Source organism: Kocuria aegyptia, from assembly GCF_039530085.1.
In the GTDB taxonomy this organism is placed as follows: Bacteria; Actinomycetota; Actinomycetes; order Actinomycetales; family Micrococcaceae; genus Kocuria; species Kocuria aegyptia.
Genome location: NZ_BAAAOA010000046.1, coordinates 219,305 through 236,233, shown reverse-complemented (window position 1 = coordinate 236,233; position 16,929 = coordinate 219,305). Strand labels below are relative to the sequence as shown.

Below are 16,929 nucleotides of genomic sequence, written 5' to 3'. Positions count from 1 at the left end.
CACCCACCCACCCTCCGCCGAACCCATCGCTCCGGCCCGCCCTCCTCCGCGGGACCCATCGCTCCGGCCTGCACTCCTCCGCCGGGCTCACCGCTCCGCCCGAGACCGCATGATCGATGCCCGCATCATGCGCACCACCGGTGAGTTCGCGTGTGCCGGAGGGGTCGCGTGCGGGAGGAGTGCGTGCGCGGGAGAGGCTGCCGTCGGACGCGGGCCCTATGGTGGGGGCATGCACGCACAGCCCGGGCCCCCGCCACGTGGGACGGAGCGCTCAACGCCCGGCGCCTGGCGGGCGACGTGTGGCGGATGGGCCGCTCCGAGCGGCTGAGCCCCGCGGGGTGGCGCGCCGCGGCGGCGGACGGCGTGCGCACGGTCGTGGACCTGCGCAACGCGGACGAGAGGCGCCGCCGGCCCACGGACCCGGTCGACGAGCCGGCCGCCCGCGCCGGCATCACCGTGCTGCACCGCCCCACCGAGGACCCCGCTCACCCCCAGTTCCGGCTGGTGGGCACGCCCTATCTCAACCACCCGCACGGCTACCGCGACTACCTGCGGCTGTTCCCGGGATTCCTGGCGGAGGCGGTGCGAGCGGTGGCGGCCGCCGAGGGCGCCGTGGTCGTGCACTGCTCGGCCGGGCGCGACCGCACCGGGGTGCTCGCCCTGCTGCTCCTGGGCCTGACCGGAGCACCCCCGGAGCGCCTCGTCGCGGAGGACGAGGCCGCTGCACGCGGGATCAACGAGTGGCACCGCGTCTCCCCCGTCCCCCATCCGGTGGAGCGCCACCACCCCGAGGTCGAGTTCACCGCACTGCTCGCGGAGCGCCGCGCGGCCCTCGAGGAGCTGCTGACCGGCTTCGACGCCGAGCGCTGGCTCGTGGACGCCGGGCTGACGCCCGCGGAGCTGGCCGCGCTGCGCCGGCGGCTCGCCCACCCGTCCTGATCCGTCCCGGCCGGCCTCCCGGTCCGGCACCGGTCTAGCTCGCGGTCGGGGTCCCCGCCTGCCGCGGCTCGTCCTTGAGGAAGTTCGTGATCCGCACGGTGCACAGCCGGGCGCCGTCCTCGTGCTCGAGGACCACCTCGTGACACGTGAGGGACCGGCCGAGCTGCAGGGCGGTGGCCGTAGCGGTCACGGTGCCGGTACGGCAGGACCGGTGGTGGGTGGCGTTGACGTCCACGCCCACGGCGACCTTGCCCATCGTGGACGCGTGGATCACCGCGGCCCAGGAGCCCACGGCCTCGCCGAGGGCCACCATGGCGCCGCCGTGGAGCAGGCCCAGCGACTGGCGGTTGCCCTCGACGGGCATCGAGGCGACCACGCGCTCCGCCGACTCCTCGAGCACGGTGACGCCCATCTTCTCGTCGAGCTCGCCCAGGACGATGCGCCAGGTCTCATGGGACCCGGGCCTATGGGTATCGGACGTGGTCATGGCACTCCTCGGGAACTCTGCGTGAGGGGACCACCGTGGGGCAGTGGTCCCGGGGTGTGACGTAGGTTATCGTGGTCATAATACCGAACGATCGGTCAGGATGCGGGTGACGGACCACCCGCACGCACCCGAGCGAAAGGACCACGCACCGTGGCAGCACAGACCCGGACCATCCTCCCCAGCTACCTGAGCGGCCGGTGGTGGGCGCCGGAGAACCCGCAGAAGGTGACGGAGGTCGCCGACGCCTCGACCGGCGAGGTCGTGGCGCTCGTGTCCACGGACGGCATCGACATCGCCTCCGCCGTGGACCACGGCCGGACCGTGGGCCAGCGCTCCCTCGGGGAGCTCACCATCCACCAGCGCGCGCTCAAGCTCAAGGAGCTCGCCCAGTACCTCACCGAGCACAAGCAGGAGCTCTACGACGTCTCCTACTCCACCGGAGCCACTCTGAAGGACCACTTCTTCGACGTGGACGGCGGCATCGGCACCCTCTTCACGTTCTCCTCCAAGGGCCGGCGCGAGCTGCCCAACGCCAACGTCATCGTGGACGGCGCGGTGGAGCAGCTCTCCAAGGACGGGTCCTTCCTGGGCGAGCACATCTACACCCGCATGCCCGGCGTCGCCGTGCAGATCAACGCGTTCAACTTCCCGGTGTGGGGCATGCTCGAGAAGTTCGCCCCCGCGTTCCTCGCGGGCATGCCGACCGTGGTGAAGCCGGCCACGCCGACCGGCTACGTCACGGCCGCCTGCGTGCGCCTCATGCTCGACTCCGGCATCCTGCCCGAGGGCTCCCTCCAGCTGGTCTCCGGCTCCGCCCGGGACCTCCTCGACCACCTCGACTACCGCGACCACGTGGCCTTCACCGGCTCCGCCGACACCGCCCGGTCGCTGCGCCAGCACGACAACGTGATCAACGGCGGTGTGCGCTTCACCGCCGAGACGGACTCCCTCAACGCCGCGATCCTCGGCCCCGACGCCACCCCGGACACCCCGGAGTTCGAGGCGTTCGTGAAGGCGGTGTTCGTCGAGATCACGTCCAAGGCCGGGCAGAAGTGCACGGCCATCCGGCGCGTCATCGTCCCGCAGGAGCGCGTGGAGGACGTCGTGGCGGCCGTCGCCGAGCGCGTGCAGCAGCGCGTGGTCATCGGCGACCCCCGCACCGAGGGCGTCACCATGGGAGCCCTGGCCTCCAAGGAGCAGCAGGGCGAGGTGCGCAAGGCCGTGGAGCGCCTGGTCGCCGCCGGCGGCACCGTCCGCCTGGGCGGTCCGGACGCCCCCGTGGGGGACGCCGACACCGAGGCCGGCGCGTTCTTCCCCGTCACCGTGCTGTCCTTCGACGACCCGGACACCCCCGAGGTGCACTTCGTCGAGGCCTTCGGCCCCGTGACCTCCGTGCTGGGCTACAGCGACGTCGACGACGCCGTGCGGCTCGCAGCGCTCGGCGGCGGCTCGCTCGTGGCGACCGTGTGCACGAACGACGGCGCGACCGCCGCCCGGTTCACGGCCGGCATCGGCTCCCACCACGGGCGCGTGCACTTCCTCAACCGCCAGGACGCCCGCACCTCGACCGGCCACGGCTCCCCCATGCCGCACCTGGTCCACGGCGGCCCCGGCCGCGCCGGCGGCGGGGAGGAGCTGGGCGGCGTGCGCGGCGTCAAGCACTACATGCAGCGCACGGCGATCCAGGGACCCCCGGACATCCTCACGGCGGTGACCGGCGTGTGGCACCGGGGCGCGGCCGCGAACACCGTGACCCGCGAGGCCGTCGAGAACGGCACCGCCGAGCACCCGTTCCGCAAGTCCCTGGAGACCCTGCGGATCGGCGACCAGTTCGCCTCCGAGCTGCGCACCGTGACCCTCGAGGACATCGCCGAGTTCGCCGAGAAGACCGGCGACACCTTCTACGCGCACACCGACGAGGAGGCCGCCACGGCCAACCCGTTCTTCCCGCGCCGGGTGGCCCACGGCTACCTGCTGGTCTCCTGGGCCGCCGGTCTGTTCGTGGAGCCGGCCCCCGGACCCGTCCTGGCGAACTACGGGCTGGAGAACCTGCGCTTTCTCACGCCGGTGACCTACGACGACCGCATCCGCGTGACCCTCACCGCCAAGCAGGTCACCCCGCGGGTGACCGACGAGTACGGCGAGGTCTGCTGGGACGCGATCCTGCACAACCAGCACGACGAGGTCGTCGCCACCTACGACGTGCTGACCCTCGTCGCGAAGACCTGGCCCGCCGCCTGACCACCTGGCCGACTCGATGGTCCCCCGACCCCGCAGGGCCCCGGGTCCCGCAGGGCCCCGCTCGAGTCCCCAGCAACGGCGCGATCCCCCACGCAACGGCGTGGGGGATCGCGTACGCCCTGGGGACTCGACGGGCTGCCGACCCCAACGATGGGGACTCGATGGAGGACCGGCCGGCGGGTCAGGGGGCTCGCAGCCCCGAGAAGGCGAGCGCCACCACGGTGTCGGCCAGCCCGTCGTCGGTCTTCTCCGGGTCCGGCCGGTACCAGTCGACGATCGAGTTGATCATGCCCAGGAGCAGCCGTGAGGCGGAGCGGCCGCTGAGGTCGCGGCGCAGGTCCCCCTCCGCCTGGGCCTGCTCGATGAGCGCGCCCACCCGGCGGGTGACCGTGCGCCGGCGCTCGAGCGCCCGGGTCTCGACCTCCGAGTTGCCCCGCAGCCGCAGCAGCAGGGTCACGTACGGCATCTTCTCCACGAGCACGTGGACGGTCCCGCGGATCACCTGCTCGAGCCGCTCGACCGCCGGGGCGTCCGTCCGCTCGGCGGTGCCCAGGACCGCCTCGAGCGCGTCGAGGGCCCGGCTGAGCGCCTGCTTGAGGATCTCCTCCTTGGACTCCACGTGGTGGTAGATCGCGGACTTGGAGATCCCCAGGTGCTTGGACAGCGTGCCCATCGACGTGGCGTCGTAGCCGTGGACGTTGAAGACCTCCACGCACACGTCGAGCAGCGTCTCGCGGTCGTAGCCGGGCCGGCCACGGCGCGGGGCCGCGCCGTCCGGGGGAGCGGGCGCCGGTGCGTGCGTCATGGGGACCTCGATCCGGGTGGGGAGGGACAGGACAACGATCTTATGCCGGGACGGGCCCCCAGCGGTGTCGGGGGCCGGCCGCGGCACGCGGGTCGGCGCGGGACGTCACACGTCCTTGCGGTGGTCGTAGACGCGGCGCAGCTTGCCGGAGGACCGGGCGAGGGTTCCCGGCTCGGCGATCCGGATCGAGGCGGAGGAGCCGATCTTCGTCTTGATGGCGTGCAGGAGCTGCCGGCCGCCGGCCTCGGCGGCCTCGACGCTCACCTGCTCGCGCCGCTCGATGTTGATGGTCATCTGGTCCATCCGGTGCGGGCGGGTGATCTCGAGCGTGAAGTGCGGGCTCAGCTCGGGCACCTGCAGGGCGAGCTCCTCGATCTGGGAGGGGAACAGGTTGACCCCGCGCAGGATGATCATGTCGTCGGTGCGGCCCGTGATCCGGCCCATCCGGCGGTGCCCGGGCCGGTCCGTGCCCGGCAGCAGGCGGGTCAGGTCGTGGGTGCGGTAGCGGATGATGGGCAGGGCCTCCTTGGTGAGCGCCGTGAACACGAGCTCGCCGGGCCGGCCGGTCTCCTGGACCTCGTCCGTGAACGGGTCGATCACCTCGGGGCGGAAGTGGTCCTCCCAGATGTGGGAGCCGTCCTTGGACGCCGCGGACTCCCCGGCCACCCCGGGGCCCATCACCTCCGACAGACCGTAGATGTCGCACGCGTCGACGTCGAAGGCCGTCTCGATCTCGCGGCGCATCTGCTCGGTCCAGGGCTCGGCCCCGAGCACCGCGGTGCGCAGCGACGTCTCCCGCGGGTCCAGGCCGAGCTTCCTGAAGCCGTCGGCGATCGTCAGCAGGTACGTGGGGGTCGAGAGGACGGCCTGGGGCTCGAAGTCCCGGATCATCTGGACCTGCTTCTCGGTCTGCCCACCGGACATCGGGATCACGGCGCAGCCCAGGCGCTCGGCGCCGTAGTGGGCGCCGAGTCCGCCCGTGAACAGCCCGTAGCCGTATGCGTTGTGCACCTTGTCCCCGGGCCGTACGCCCGAGAGCCGGAAGCAGCGGGCCACGAGGCCCGCCCAGGTGTCGATGTCGTTCTGGGTGTAGGCCACCACGGTGGGCTGCCCGGTGGTGCCCGAGGAGGCGTGGATCCGCCGGACCTCGCTCATCGGCACCGCGAGGGACTTGAACGGGTACGCCTTCCGCAGGAACTCCTTGTCCGTGTACGGGAAGAGCCGCAGGTCCTCGAGCTCCCTGAAGTCACCGGGGTGCACGCCGTGGCCGTCGAAGAGCTCCGTGTAGGCGGGCACGTTCTCGTAGGCGTGGTGCAGGCTCCAGCGCAGCCGCTCGACCTGCAGGGACTCGATCTGGTCCCGGCTCATCATCTCCTCGGGGTCCGGCTGCGACCGGTCCGCGGGGGCGGGTGCGGGGGTGTAGGGGTTCTGGACGGAGCACTCGGTCATTGTCAGACTTCCTCGGGCTGCTGGGCGGGCTGCAGGACGGGCTGCGCGGCCGGGTCGCCGGCCGGCGGCTGCGCGGGCGTCGCCGCGCGGAGGGCGGGGTTCGGGATGGTGCGGCTGCGGCCGCGGAACTCGGCGATGAGCCGGCCCTCGGCCAGGACCTGGATGTCGTAGACGCCGCTGCGCCCCGCCTGGGCGCGCACGGTCCCCACGGCGGTGAGCTCCTGCCCGCGGTAGGCCGAGGCGAGGAAGTTGATGTCCACCCCCGCGGCCACCGTGATGGTGCTGCCGTCACCGGCGGGGTCGTTGCAGGCCAGGGCGAAGCAGGTGTCCGCGAAGGCGAAGACCATCCCGCCGTGGGCGATGCCGAAGCCGTTGAGCATCTCCTCCCGCAGCGTCATGCGGATCTGGGCGTGGCCGTACTCGGCACGGTCCACCGTGATGCCCATCCAGCGCGAGGTGTGGTCTCCCGCGAGGATCGGATGGCCCTGGGACATGTAACTCTCCTCACAGTTCACGACCGAATGTTCAGTAGACAATCCCACTCCGCCGCCCCTGTCAACCCGCGCCACCCGGCGGAGGGCGCGGGTTGACCCCGCTCGCCGCCTGTTGACGCCACCCCGGCGGACTTATATCCTGAACGAACGGTCAGTTAGTCGCATGCGGTCCCCCCGCACCGCGGCGCCATCTCGTCGGAAGAGGGACACCATGACTACGCAGAACACGGGACTCCACGCCGTGCCCGCCGCGGACGCGGCCGAGCAGGCGGAGCTGGACCGCGCGGGCGAGGAGCACTTCAACCGCATCATCGCCGAGGACTCCCGGATCGAGCCGCGCGACTGGATGCCCGCCGCCTACCGCAAGACGCTGGTGCGCCAGATCTCGCAGCACGCCCACTCCGAGATCATCGGCATGCAGCCGGAGGGGAACTGGATCTCCCGGGCGCCGTCCCTCAAGCGCAAGGCCATCCTCATGGCCAAGGTCCAGGACGAGGCCGGCCACGGCCTGTACCTCTACTCCGCCGCCGAGACCCTGGGCACCCCCCGCTCCGAGCTCAACCAGCAGCTGCTGGACGGCCGGGCCAAGTACTCCTCGATCTTCAACTACCCCGCCCGCACCTGGGCCGACATGGGCGCCATCGGCTGGCTCGTGGACGGCGCGGCGATCGCCAACCAGGTCCCGCTGTGCCGGGCCTCCTACGGCCCCTACGGCCGGGCCATGGTGCGCATCTGCAAGGAGGAGTCCTTCCACCAGCGCCAGGGCTGGGAGATCCTCTACGAGCTCTCCCACGGCACGCCCGCCCAGAAGCAGATGGCCCAGGACGCCGTGAACCGCTTCTACGGCCCCTCCCTGCAGATGTTCGGCCCTCCGGACGACGACTCGCCCAACTCGAAGCAGTCCATGTCCTGGAACATCAAGCGCTTCTCCAACGACGAGCTGCGCCAGCGCTTCGTGGACATGATCGTCGAGCAGGCCGCGGCCCTGGACCTGACCCTGCCGGACCCGGAGCTGAAGTGGAACGAGGAGCGCGGCCACTACGACTACGGCCCGCTGGACTGGGACGAGTTCAAGGCCGTCGTCGGCGGCCGCGGCCCGTGCAACCTCCAGCGCATGCAGCGCCGCCGCACCGCGCACGAGGACGGCGCCTGGGTCCGCGAGGCCGCCGCCGCCTACGCCCGCAAGACCGCCGCGGAGCGCGCCTCCGCCGAACTCATCGGAGCCTGAGCATGAGCGAGAACACCGTGAGCCCGATCGGCGCGCCCTCGGACGAGTGGCCCCTGTGGGAGGTGTTCGTGCGGTCCTCGCGCGGGCTCTCCCACGTCCACGCCGGATCCCTGCACGCCCCGGACGCCACCATGGCCGTGCGCAACGCCCGGGACCTCTACACCCGCCGCAACGAGGGGACCTCCGTGTGGGTCGTTCCCTCCGCGGCCATCACCGCCTCGGACCCCGACTCCAAGGGCGGGTTCTTCGAGTCCGCGCAGGGCAAGAGCTACCGCCACGCCACGTACTACACCAAGAGCGAAGGGGTGAAGCACCTGTGAGCTTCGCATCCCACGAGTCCGCGACCCGGATCAGCGCCGGCGAGGCGATCACCGCGGAGGACATTCAGGCCGGCGGCGCGAAGGCCCCCGAGGACGTGGCCCGCTACGCCCTGTACCTGGGCGACGACGCCCTGATGCTCGCCCAGCGCCTGGGCTGGTGGATCGCCCGGGCCCCGGAGCTCGAGGAGGACATCGCGCTGGCGAACATCGCCCTGGACCTGCTCGGGCACGCCCGCTTCCTCCTCACCTACGCGGGCACCGCGTGGGGGAAGACCGAGGACGACCTCGCCTACTTCCGCGACGAGGAGGAGTTCCGCTCCTGCCGGCTCGTGGAGCAGGAGAACGGCGACTTCGGGCAGACCATCGCCCGGCAGCTGATCTTCTCCTACTACCAGTACGAGCTCTACCGCCGCCTGGTCCGCTCCGCCGACCCGACGCTCGCGGCCGTCGCGGACAAGGCGCTCAAGGAGATCGAGTACCACCAGGACCACGCGAGCCAGTGGATCCTGCGCCTGGGCCTCGGCACGGAGGAGTCCAGGCGCCGCGTCCAGGCGGGCCTGTACTACATGTGGCCCTACGTGGACGAGCTGTTCCACGACGACGAGCTCATCGACTCCCTCGGGGACGTCGCCGTGCGCCCGTCCTCCCTGCGCGCCGACTTCGACCGGCGAATCACGGCGATCCTCGACGAGGCGGGGCTGTCGGTCCCCGAGGTCCTGGGCGCCTACGGCGGGGACCGCTCCGGGCAGTTCAGCGAGCAGCGGGGCCACATCCTCGCCGAGATGCAGGTGCTGGCCCGTCAGCACCCCGGCGCCACCTGGTGAGGAGACGATGACGATGACCGGGCACGAGCAGACGGGCCCCACCCGGGTGACCGGCCGGGAGCTGCGCCCCCGGGACGAGGCCGCCGGCCGCGTCTGGGACGTCGCCGCCGAGGTGAACGACCCGGAGATCCCCGTGCTCTCCATCGCCGATCTCGGCATCCTGCGGGACGCCCGGGTCGAGGGCGGGCGCGCCGTCGTCGTCATCACCCCGACCTACTCCGGATGCCCCGCGATGGAGACCATCACCACGGACGTCACCCGGGCGCTCAACGCGCAGGGCTACGACGACGTGCGGGTCGACCTCGTGCTGCAGCCGGCGTGGACCACGGACTGGATGAGCGAGGACGGCAGGCGCAAGCTCGACGAGTACGGCATCGCCCCGCCCAGCGGCCGGGCCGCCGCGGGCCCCGTCCGGCTGGGGCTCACCGTCAAGTGCCCGCGCTGCCACTCGCTGGACACCCGCGAGCTGACCCGCTTCGGCTCCACCGCCTGCAAGGCGCTCCACGTCTGCAACGAGTGCCTGGAACCCTTCGACTACTTCAAGGTGCACTGATGACCGAGATCACCGCCCCGGCCCGCCGCCGGGCCACGTTCAACACCCTGGAGGTCTCCCAGGTCCGCAAGCTCACCGCGGACTCCGTGGAGGTCGCCTTCGCGGTGCCCCCCGAGCTCGTGGACGACTACGACTACCTGCCCGGGCAGTACGTGGCGCTGCGCGCCCGGATCGACGGGCAGGAGGTCCGCCGGTCCTACTCGATCTGCGCGGAGCCGAAGCCGGGCGAGATCCGGGTGGCGATCAAGCAGGACATCGGCGGGGTGTTCTCCACCTGGGCCAACAGCTCCCTGAAGGCCGGCGACACGCTCGACGTCATGAACCCGCAGGGCGCGTTCACCTCCAAGCTCGGGCTCACCAGCATGAACGACCCCGAGAAGCTCGCCGCGGAGGAGGTCGCGAAGAACGCCTCGGTGCACCTCGTGGCCTTCGCCGCGGGCTCCGGGATCACCCCGATCATGGCGATCGCCAAGGCCGTGCTGCGCGCCTCCGAGTCCTCCACGTTCGACCTGGTCTACGCGAACCGCTCCGCCATGGAGGTGATGTTCGCCGAGGAGCTCGGGGACCTCAAGGACAAGTACCCGGCCCGCCTGGCGGTCCACCACGTGCTCTCCCGCGAGCAGCGGATCAGCCCGCTGATGTCCGGGCGGATCGACGCCGACAAGCTCCAGGACATCCTGGACGAGGTGCTCCAGGTGCACCGGACGGACGAATGGTTCCTGTGCGGGCCGTTCGAGCTCGTCCAGCTGTGCCGGGACACCCTCGCCGAGCGGGGCGTGCCGGAGGAGAAGATCCGCTTCGAGCTGTTCAGCACCGGCCGCCCCGAGGCCCCGCAGGGGCAGCAGGGACGCGTGGTCCCGGCGGACCCCTCGGGCGAGAGCTACGACATCACATTCAACCTGGACGGGCTCTCCTCTTCGACCAATTCCCCGAAGAACGCCCAGGAGACCGTCCTCAACGCCGCCCTGCGGGTCCGCCCCGACGTCCCGTTCGCGTGCGCCGGCGGGGTGTGCGGCACGTGCCGCGCGAAGGTCGTCTCCGGGGAGTTCGTGATGGAGGAGAACTACGCCCTCGAGAAGGACGAGATCGAGAAGGGCTACGTGCTCACCTGCCAGACCCGTCCCACCTCGGAGCGGCTCGTCGTCGACTTCGACGCCTGACCCGCCCGGCCCCGGGGCCCGGCACCTGCGCGGTGCCGGGTCCCGGGGCCGTTCCGCCCCGAGCCGTTCCGCCCCGAGCCGTCCAGGGCCGTCCCGCCCGGGCCGCGGCACGGGCCCCGGCCGCCCGGTCCCCGCAACAAGTCCCGCACCCAGTCCCCGAGCTCACCGAGGAGCAGCAGTGATCGACCTGACCATCGACGGATCCGTGGCCGAAGTGGTGCTGAACGCGCCCGAGCGGATGAACGCCCTGGACGAGGCCGCGCTGACCGAGCTCGGCGACGCCTACGCCGAGGCCGCACGAGCCGGCGTCCGGGCCCTCGTGCTGCGCGGCGAGGGCCGCGGCTTCTGCGCCGGCCGCGACATCTCCGCCGTGGACCCCGCCACCGACGACGCCCACGGCTACCTGGCCGGGAAGGTCACCCCGCTGCTGCGCGCCATGACCCGATTCCCCGCCCCCACCTTCGCCGCGGTGCAGGGCCCGTGCCTGGGCGTGGGGCTCGGCCTCGCGATCGCCACGGACGTGGTCTACGTCGCGGACAGCGCGAGGATCGGCTCCCCATTCGCCAGTCTGGGGGCGACACTGGACTCGGGCGGGCACGCCCTGTTCACCGAGCGGCTCGGCGCCCACCGGACCCTGGACCTCATCTACACGGCCGAGCTGATGAGCGGCCAGGAGGCCGTGCGCTCCGGCCTGTTCAGCCGCTCGGTGCCCGCCGGCGAGCTGCTCGAACTCACCCGGGCCAAGGCGGCGGCCGTGGCCGAGGGCGCGACCGGTGCGTTCCTGGCCTCCCGCGAGCTGGTGGCCCAGATCCGCGACGAGCGCCTGGGCCTGTGGGAGTCCGTGGACAACGAGAACCGGGTGCAGGGCGAGCTGTGCCGCAGCGCCGACTACGCCGAGGGCTTCGCCGCGTTCCAGCAGAAGCGCACGCCGCGGTTCACCGGGACGCGGGGCTGACCGGTCGGCACCGTCCCGCCGGGGGCCGTCCCGCCGGGGGCCGTCCCGTCGGCAACGGTGCCGCCGGGAACGGCGCCCACGGGGGCGGTGCCGGGAGCGAGCCCCCGGGCGGCAGGGGTTAAGCGGTCGGGGAACAGCCCGCCCGCTCCCCCGGCAGCCGGTTAATGTGGTGGGCATGACATCTACGGTGACCTCTTCGGTGTTCGACCTCTCCGGATTCGACCGCTCCGTCCGCCCCCAGGACGACCTCTACCGCCACGTCAACGGCTCGTGGCTGCGCGGGACCGAGATCCCCGACGACAAGCCGTCCGTGGGCGCCTTCATCGAGCTGCGGGACCAGGCGGAGGCCGCGGTGCGCGAGCTCATCACCCGGGCCCGGGCCGGGGACCCGGAGGCCGTCGAGTCCAAGATCGCGAACCTCTACGCGTCCTTCATGGACGAGGAGCGCATCGAGGCGCTCGGCGCCTCGCCCCTCGCCCCGGACCTCGCGGAGGTCGAGGCCGTGGCGGACGTGCCCGGGCTGGTGCGCCACCTGGGCCGGATGATCCGCCGCGGTGCGGGCGGGCTCGTCGGCGTGGACGTCGACGCGGACCCGGGCGACCCCGAGCGCCAGCTCGTGTTCGTGGGGCAGTCGGGGCTGGGCCTGCCCGACGAGGAGTACTACCGGGAGGACCAGCACGCCGAGATCCGCGGGAAGTACCTGGAGCACGTGCGGACCATGCTGTCCCTGGCCGGGTTCGAGGACGCCGAGGAGCAGGCCCGCGCGGTGATGGAGCTCGAGACCCGGATCGCCTCGCACCACTGGGACAAGGTCACGGTCCGCGACCTCACCAAGATGTACAACCCCATGGGCTTCGAGGAGCTCGCGGCCTCCACCACGGTCCTCGACTGGCGGCTCCTGGCCGAGGGCGCGGAGCTGCCCGTGACGGCGCTGCGCACCGTGGTCAACGCCCAGCCGTCCTTCTTCACCGGGGTCGAGGAGCTCCTCGTCGACGAGCTGCTGCCCGCGTGGCGGTCCTGGGCCCGCTGGCACCTGGTCTCCGCGCGCGCCTCCTACCTGTCCTCCGCGTTCGTCGAGGAGGACTTCGCCTTCTACGGCACCGTGCTCTCGGGGACCCCGCGGCTCAAGGACCGCTGGAAGCGCGGGGTCGAGCTCGTCAACGGGGTCCTCGGCGAGGCCGTGGGCGAACTCTACGTCGCGGCGCACTTCTCCCCCACCGCCAAGGAGCGGATGGACGAGCTCGTGGCCAACCTCCTGGAGGCCTACCGCGTCTCCATCACGGGCCTGGACTGGATGACCGAGGAGACCCGTCAGGAGGCGCTGAAGAAGCTCTCCCAGTTCACCCCGAAGATCGGCTACCCGGAGCTGTGGAAGGACTACTCCTCCCTGCGGATCGACCCCGAGGACCTGGTGGGCAACCGGGTCCGCACCACGGGGTTCCGGCTGGCCGAGCTGGTCCGGAAGGCCGGCAACCCGGTAGAGAAGCACGAGTGGCTCATGACCCCGCAGACGGTCAACGCGTACTACCACCCACTGCGCAACGAGATCGTCTTCCCGGCCGCGATCCTGCAGCCCCCGTTCTTCGACGAGGACGCCGACGACGCCGTGAACTACGGCGCGATCGGCTCCGTGATCGGCCACGAGATCGGCCACGGCTTCGACGACAAGGGCTCGACGTGCGACGGCGACGGCCGGCTGCGCAACTGGTGGACCGACGCCGACCGGCGGGCCTTCGAGGAGCGCACGGCGGAGCTGGTGCGCCAGTACGACCGCCTGGTCCCGGAGCAGCTGGCGGACGAGGGCACGCACGTCAACGGCGAGCTCACCCTGGGCGAGAACATCGGTGACCTGGGCGGGCTCACCATCGCCCACAAGGCGTGGCGGATGTCCCGCGAGACCGGCAGCGCCTTCGGCCCCGGGGAACTGATCGACGGCTACAGCCCCGAGCAGCGCCTCTTCCTGTCCTGGGCCTACGTGTGGCAGCAGAAGTCCCGCGACGAGGCGCTGCGCCACCGCATCGCCACCGACCCGCACTCCCCCAACGAGTTCCGGGCGAACCAGGTGGTGCGCAACGTCCCCGCCTTCTACGAGGCGTTCGGGGTCGCGGAGTCGGACGCGCTGTGGCTGCCGGAGGTGGAGCGCGTCAGCATCTGGTGACCCGGCGCGGCGGGCGCCCGGAGCGGCCGCCGTCCACGGGCGCTCCGGGTCCCGGCGGCCGGAAGGGTGCCGGCGGGCCGGTCAGGGCAGCGCGTAGTGGCCCGTCACGTGCACCACGGTGGCGTAGCCGGCCACGGCCAGCGCGGCCGAGAGCGGCACGAGCACGAGCACGGTGGTGTCCACCCTGCGCAGCGACTGCGGGGTGGCGGGGAACCGTGCGCTCACCAGCGGGACGAGCGTGCCCAGCAGCAGCAGGGCGAGCGGCACGAAGTAGCGGCCCTGCACCCCGTTGACGATCCCGGACTGCACGGGGGCGAAGCTCAGGTACAGCGTCCCGAAGACGGCCGCGACGTTGAGCAGCAGCACCACCGCGAACCAGACGACGACCCGGCGTGCGGCCCGGCCGCGGGGTCCGTGGAAGAAGGCCGCGCCCACGGCGACGAGCCAGCACACCGCGCCGACGAACGGCCCGTTGATGTTCCCGCCCGGCCCGTAGCCCATCTGCCCCACGACGCCTGCCGCGTACTGCCAGTCCAGGGTCAGGATCGTCCGCGCCGCCACGCCCAGGACGGCGACCGGCTCGCCGAGCACGAAGGCCAGCTGGTCGTCGGGGCGCACCATGTGCCGCTCCTCCGGGCCCCGGAGGATGCCCATCGCCTCGGTCGTGCCCGCGGCCAGCGACATCCACACCGCGAAGCCCAGCAGGGTCAGCAGCAGGCAGGCGGCCAGCACCAGCGCAGCCGCAACCGGCCGCCCCCCGGCGCGGCAGGGCAGCGGATACCGCCGCAGCGGGACCGCCAGCAGCAGCAGCGAGAGGATGACGTAGGTCGGCTTCATCAGCGGCAGGGCGCCCGCGCACGCGAGCACCGCCGCCAGCTCGAACCGGGAGAAGGGCTCCTCGGAGCGGTTCAGCACCGTGGCCCGCAGCACGAGCGCGACGAAGGTGAACACCACGGCGTTGGTCACGGAGTCGGCGGAGATCACCGCCGACTGGTAGAGCGCGGTGGGCACCAGCGCCACGCAGAACCCGACCCAGAGGAACCGGGAGTGCCGCAGGGCCCAGAGCCCCACCGCGACCACCGCCGTGTAGGAGAGCACCTGCAGGACGCGCATCAGGGCCCAGGTGCTGCCCACGCTGAGGTCTGCGGCGGTGCCGATCCGCGCCCCGAGCGCCGAGGGCAGATAGGGCACGGGCGAGTACGCCGCGGTGTTGGCGAACGAGGTCTGCACGTGCTCGTCCCCCAGGGGAGCCGCGAGCGCCTGCTCGCGGGCTTCGGACGGGACGAACAGGGGGTCGGAACCGCGCTCCTTCGTCCGGGGCGGTCCGCCGTGGCCGGACATGAGCGCCGCCGCGGCAGCCGGGACGGACCCGCCGTAGACCGGGTAGGGGCCGTCGTCCGGCAGCCGTTCGGGGGCGAAGCCCCCCTGGGAGACCTGGTAGGCGCGCTTGAAGTGGGAGCTCTCGTCCGGGCCCCAGGCCGCCGGCACCATGGCGGCGAAGACCGCCCCGAAGAGCAGGGACAGCCCCGCGAACAGGGCCACCACGCCGCGGGGGCGCAGGCTCGGGCGGTGGACGTGCTCGGGGGCCCGATCGGGCGCCAGGACAGCGGTGGCCACCTCAGCCCTCGTCCGCGGGCAGGAGCTCCCCGGGGCCGAAACGCCGGTTCGCGAGCACGGGCACGGTCTCCCGCACCTCGGCGATCCGCTCACGCGTCACGTCGGCGGACAGCACGGTCTCGTCCTCCCCGGCCTCGGCGACCACCACGCCGAGCGGGTCGAGGACCGCGGAGCGGCCCACCGTGTGCTCGGAGCAGGTGTCCGCGGCCGCGACCCAGACGGTGTTCTCGATCGCGCGGGCCTTGAGCAGCGCCTGCCAGTGGTCCACCTTGTGCTCGCCCGCGAACCAGGCGGCGGGCACCGTGAGCAGGTCCGCCCCGGCGTCGACCACGGCGCGGCAGATCTCGGGGAAGCGCAGGTCGTAGCAGGTGATCATGCCGACGGTGAGCTCCCCGATCCGCACCGCCGTGACGCCCTTGTCCCCCGGGCGGATCCGGTCGGACTCGCGGTGGCTGAAGGCGTCGTAGAGGTGGAGCTTGCGGTACGTGCCGAGGATCGCGCCGTGCGCGTCCACGGCCACGAGCGTGTTGTAGGGGCGCCCGTCGGCGGAGCCCTCGTAGCCGCCCGCGATCACGGCGAGCCCGGTCTCCGCGGCCAGGAAGGACAGCTGCTGGACGAACCCGGACCAGCCGCGCAGGACCAGTTCCTCGAAGTCCTCCCCGATGAGCCGCTCGGAGAACATGGCCTCCTCCGGGAACACGACCAGCTGCGCCGCGCCGGCCGCGGCCTGCTCGGCCAGCCGGCGCATGGTGCGCAGGTTCTCGGCCGTGTCGGCGGTGGGCGCGAACTGTCCGACGGCGATCTTCACGGGTGTCCTCCTCGACGGGTCGCGGCTGAGGCTTCCACTGTATCCGCGGCCGGCCCGCGCCGCGGACCGCACCTCGGCCCCGTGACAGGATGGGGACGATACGACCGGGCGAGCGAAGGGCAGGCGATGGGCGAGCGGTCCGAGACCCCGGGACGACGCCGGCTGAGCGACCGCGTGCTCGGTGACGGGGTCCCTCCCGACCCCCGGTTCACGCTGGCCAACGAACGCACGTTCCTCGCCTGGATCCGGACCGCGCTGGCGTTCCTGGCCGGCGGGATCGCCGTCGAGGCGTTCACCGCGGACCTGTTCGACGAGGGCATCCGGAAGTTCCTGGCGATCGTGCTGCTGGTGCTGAGCATGCTCGTCAGCGCGGGCGCCACGTTCCGCTGGATCGGGGTGGAGCGGAGCATGCGGCGCCAGGCCCCGCTGCCCCTGCCCCTGATCGCACCGGTGCTCGCGGTGGGCGGGGCGATCGCGGCGGGAGTGCTCGTCGTCGTCGTCCTGCAGGGCTGAGATGCCGCGCCCGCAGCCCCACCGCCCGCCGGGCCCCCCGCGGCCGCCGCACCGGGACCCCGGGCTGCAGCCGGAGCGGACCACCATGGCCTGGGGCCGGACCCTGCTGTCCTTCGTGGTCGTCTCGGCGGTCTTCCTGCGCTGGCTGCCGCACCACGGGCCGTTCGTGCTGGTGCTGTTCGGCCTGGCCGTCCTCACGGCGGCGGCCATCTACCTCACGCAGCGCCCCCGCTACGTCCGCAGCGCCCGCGGCATCGCCGAGGAGGGCACCGAACCGGAGGTCGGCGCCGTGCTGGCCACCGCGCTCGCCGTGCTCGCGCTCGGCGGCCTCGGCATCTGGGTGGTGCTGGTCCTCGTCTGACCCTCTGCACACGAGGT

The 16,929-nt window shown here is 72.4% G+C and carries 17 protein-coding genes; 11 read left to right on the top strand and 6 right to left on the bottom strand.

Annotation, left to right across the window (positions count from 1 at the left end; genetic code table 11):
• Window positions 1-297: 297 nt before the first annotated feature.
• On the top strand, window positions 298-939 hold the full coding sequence (locus tag ABD220_RS15415; protein ID WP_344124041.1) for a tyrosine-protein phosphatase: 642 nt from the start codon (window positions 298-300) through the stop codon (window positions 937-939).
• 34 nt (window positions 940-973) lie between these two features.
• On the opposite strand, the gene ABD220_RS15410 is transcribed toward ABD220_RS15415, so the two are convergent.
• The gene (locus ABD220_RS15410; protein WP_344124040.1) at window positions 974-1,426 is read right to left on the bottom strand and encodes a hotdog fold thioesterase; all 453 of its coding nucleotides are present in this window, start codon (window positions 1,424-1,426) and stop codon (window positions 974-976) included.
• Window positions 1,427-1,576: 150 nt separating this feature from the next.
• Here ABD220_RS15410 and paaZ point away from each other — a divergent pair, with 150 nt between their 5' ends.
• Window positions 1,577-3,667 (top strand): phenylacetic acid degradation bifunctional protein PaaZ, encoded by a 2,091-nt coding sequence (paaZ, locus tag ABD220_RS15405; protein ID WP_344124038.1) that lies wholly within the window; start codon window positions 1,577-1,579, stop codon window positions 3,665-3,667.
• 181 nt (window positions 3,668-3,848) lie between these two features.
• On the opposite strand, the gene ABD220_RS15400 is transcribed toward paaZ, so the two are convergent.
• The 3 genes from ABD220_RS15400 to ABD220_RS15390 form a co-directional block, all read right to left on the bottom strand.
• On the bottom strand, window positions 3,849-4,472 hold the full coding sequence (locus ABD220_RS15400) for a TetR/AcrR family transcriptional regulator (RefSeq protein WP_344124036.1): 624 nt from the start codon (window positions 4,470-4,472) through the stop codon (window positions 3,849-3,851).
• Window positions 4,473-4,577: 105 nt separating this feature from the next.
• Complete coding sequence (locus ABD220_RS15395) at window positions 4,578-5,921, bottom strand: phenylacetate--CoA ligase family protein (protein WP_344124034.1); 1,344 nt, start codon at window positions 5,919-5,921, stop codon at window positions 4,578-4,580.
• A gap of 2 nt (window positions 5,922-5,923) precedes the next feature.
• The gene (locus tag ABD220_RS15390; protein WP_344124032.1) at window positions 5,924-6,415 is read right to left on the bottom strand and encodes a hotdog fold thioesterase; all 492 of its coding nucleotides are present in this window, start codon (window positions 6,413-6,415) and stop codon (window positions 5,924-5,926) included.
• 211 nt (window positions 6,416-6,626) lie between these two features.
• Between ABD220_RS15390 and paaA the strand changes: the two genes are divergently transcribed.
• The 7 genes from paaA (at window position 6,627) to ABD220_RS15355 (ending at window position 13,613) form a co-directional block, all read left to right on the top strand.
• Window positions 6,627-7,643 (top strand): 1,2-phenylacetyl-CoA epoxidase subunit PaaA, encoded by a 1,017-nt coding sequence (gene paaA / locus ABD220_RS15385; RefSeq protein WP_344124030.1) that lies wholly within the window; start codon window positions 6,627-6,629, stop codon window positions 7,641-7,643.
• Window positions 7,644-7,645: 2 nt separating this feature from the next.
• Window positions 7,646-7,963, top strand: a complete 318-nt coding sequence (gene paaB, locus ABD220_RS15380) for a 1,2-phenylacetyl-CoA epoxidase subunit PaaB (RefSeq protein ID WP_017833090.1) — start codon at window positions 7,646-7,648, stop codon at window positions 7,961-7,963.
• Window positions 7,960-8,787 (top strand): 1,2-phenylacetyl-CoA epoxidase subunit PaaC, encoded by an 828-nt coding sequence (paaC, locus tag ABD220_RS15375; protein ID WP_344124023.1) that lies wholly within the window; start codon window positions 7,960-7,962, stop codon window positions 8,785-8,787. The genes paaB and paaC overlap by 4 nt, the downstream gene beginning before the upstream one ends.
• 7 nt (window positions 8,788-8,794) lie before the next feature.
• On the top strand, window positions 8,795-9,340 hold the full coding sequence (paaD, locus tag ABD220_RS15370) for a 1,2-phenylacetyl-CoA epoxidase subunit PaaD (RefSeq protein WP_344124021.1): 546 nt from the start codon (window positions 8,795-8,797) through the stop codon (window positions 9,338-9,340).
• Window positions 9,340-10,500, top strand: coding sequence for a 1,2-phenylacetyl-CoA epoxidase subunit PaaE (gene paaE / locus ABD220_RS15365; protein ID WP_344124020.1), 1,161 nt, complete (start codon window positions 9,340-9,342; stop codon window positions 10,498-10,500). The genes paaD and paaE overlap by 1 nt, the downstream gene beginning before the upstream one ends.
• A gap of 178 nt (window positions 10,501-10,678) precedes the next feature.
• Complete coding sequence (locus ABD220_RS15360; RefSeq protein WP_344124018.1) at window positions 10,679-11,455, top strand: enoyl-CoA hydratase/isomerase family protein; 777 nt, start codon at window positions 10,679-10,681, stop codon at window positions 11,453-11,455.
• A 175-nt stretch (window positions 11,456-11,630) separates the two neighbouring features.
• On the top strand, window positions 11,631-13,613 hold the full coding sequence (locus ABD220_RS15355) for a M13 family metallopeptidase (RefSeq protein ID WP_344124016.1): 1,983 nt from the start codon (window positions 11,631-11,633) through the stop codon (window positions 13,611-13,613).
• A gap of 81 nt (window positions 13,614-13,694) precedes the next feature.
• Here the strand turns inward: ABD220_RS15355 and ABD220_RS15350 are convergent, their stop codons facing one another.
• Both ABD220_RS15350 and ABD220_RS15345 read right to left on the bottom strand, forming a co-directional pair.
• Window positions 13,695-15,230, bottom strand: coding sequence for a DUF2142 domain-containing protein (locus ABD220_RS15350; RefSeq protein ID WP_344124014.1), 1,536 nt, complete (start codon window positions 15,228-15,230; stop codon window positions 13,695-13,697).
• Window position 15,231: 1 nt separating this feature from the next.
• Entirely contained in the window at window positions 15,232-16,038 is an 807-nt protein-coding gene (locus ABD220_RS15345; RefSeq protein ID WP_344124012.1) for a carbon-nitrogen hydrolase family protein, read from the bottom strand.
• 126 nt (window positions 16,039-16,164) lie between these two features.
• Here ABD220_RS15345 and ABD220_RS15340 point away from each other — a divergent pair, with 126 nt between their 5' ends.
• On the top strand, window positions 16,165-16,551 hold the full coding sequence (locus ABD220_RS15340; protein WP_344124010.1) for a YidH family protein: 387 nt from the start codon (window positions 16,165-16,167) through the stop codon (window positions 16,549-16,551).
• Window position 16,552: 1 nt separating this feature from the next.
• Window positions 16,553-16,912, top strand: coding sequence for a DUF202 domain-containing protein (locus ABD220_RS15335; RefSeq protein ID WP_344124008.1), 360 nt, complete (start codon window positions 16,553-16,555; stop codon window positions 16,910-16,912).
• Window positions 16,913-16,929 lie beyond the last annotated feature (17 nt).

Excerpts from the sequence above, each read along its gene's own strand:
- ABD220_RS15390 (WP_344124032.1), bottom strand. The coding sequence starts at position 6,415 with ATGTCCCAGGGCCATCCGATCCTCGCGGGAGACCACACCTCGCGCTGG.
- ABD220_RS15355 (WP_344124016.1), top strand. The coding sequence starts at position 11,631 with ATGACATCTACGGTGACCTCTTCGGTGTTCGACCTCTCCGGATTCGAC.
- paaE (WP_344124020.1), top strand. The coding sequence starts at position 9,340 with ATGACCGAGATCACCGCCCCGGCCCGCCGCCGGGCCACGTTCAACACC.
- paaD (WP_344124021.1), top strand. The coding sequence starts at position 8,795 with ATGACGATGACCGGGCACGAGCAGACGGGCCCCACCCGGGTGACCGGC.
- ABD220_RS15335 (WP_344124008.1), top strand. The coding sequence starts at position 16,553 with ATGCCGCGCCCGCAGCCCCACCGCCCGCCGGGCCCCCCGCGGCCGCCG.
- ABD220_RS15410 (WP_344124040.1), bottom strand. The coding sequence starts at position 1,426 with ATGACCACGTCCGATACCCATAGGCCCGGGTCCCATGAGACCTGGCGC.
- ABD220_RS15340 (WP_344124010.1), top strand. The coding sequence starts at position 16,165 with ATGGGCGAGCGGTCCGAGACCCCGGGACGACGCCGGCTGAGCGACCGC.
- ABD220_RS15400 (WP_344124036.1), bottom strand. The coding sequence starts at position 4,472 with ATGACGCACGCACCGGCGCCCGCTCCCCCGGACGGCGCGGCCCCGCGC.
- paaA (WP_344124030.1), top strand. The coding sequence starts at position 6,627 with ATGACTACGCAGAACACGGGACTCCACGCCGTGCCCGCCGCGGACGCG.
- ABD220_RS15395 (WP_344124034.1), bottom strand. The coding sequence starts at position 5,921 with ATGACCGAGTGCTCCGTCCAGAACCCCTACACCCCCGCACCCGCCCCC.
- paaB (WP_017833090.1), top strand. The coding sequence starts at position 7,646 with ATGAGCGAGAACACCGTGAGCCCGATCGGCGCGCCCTCGGACGAGTGG.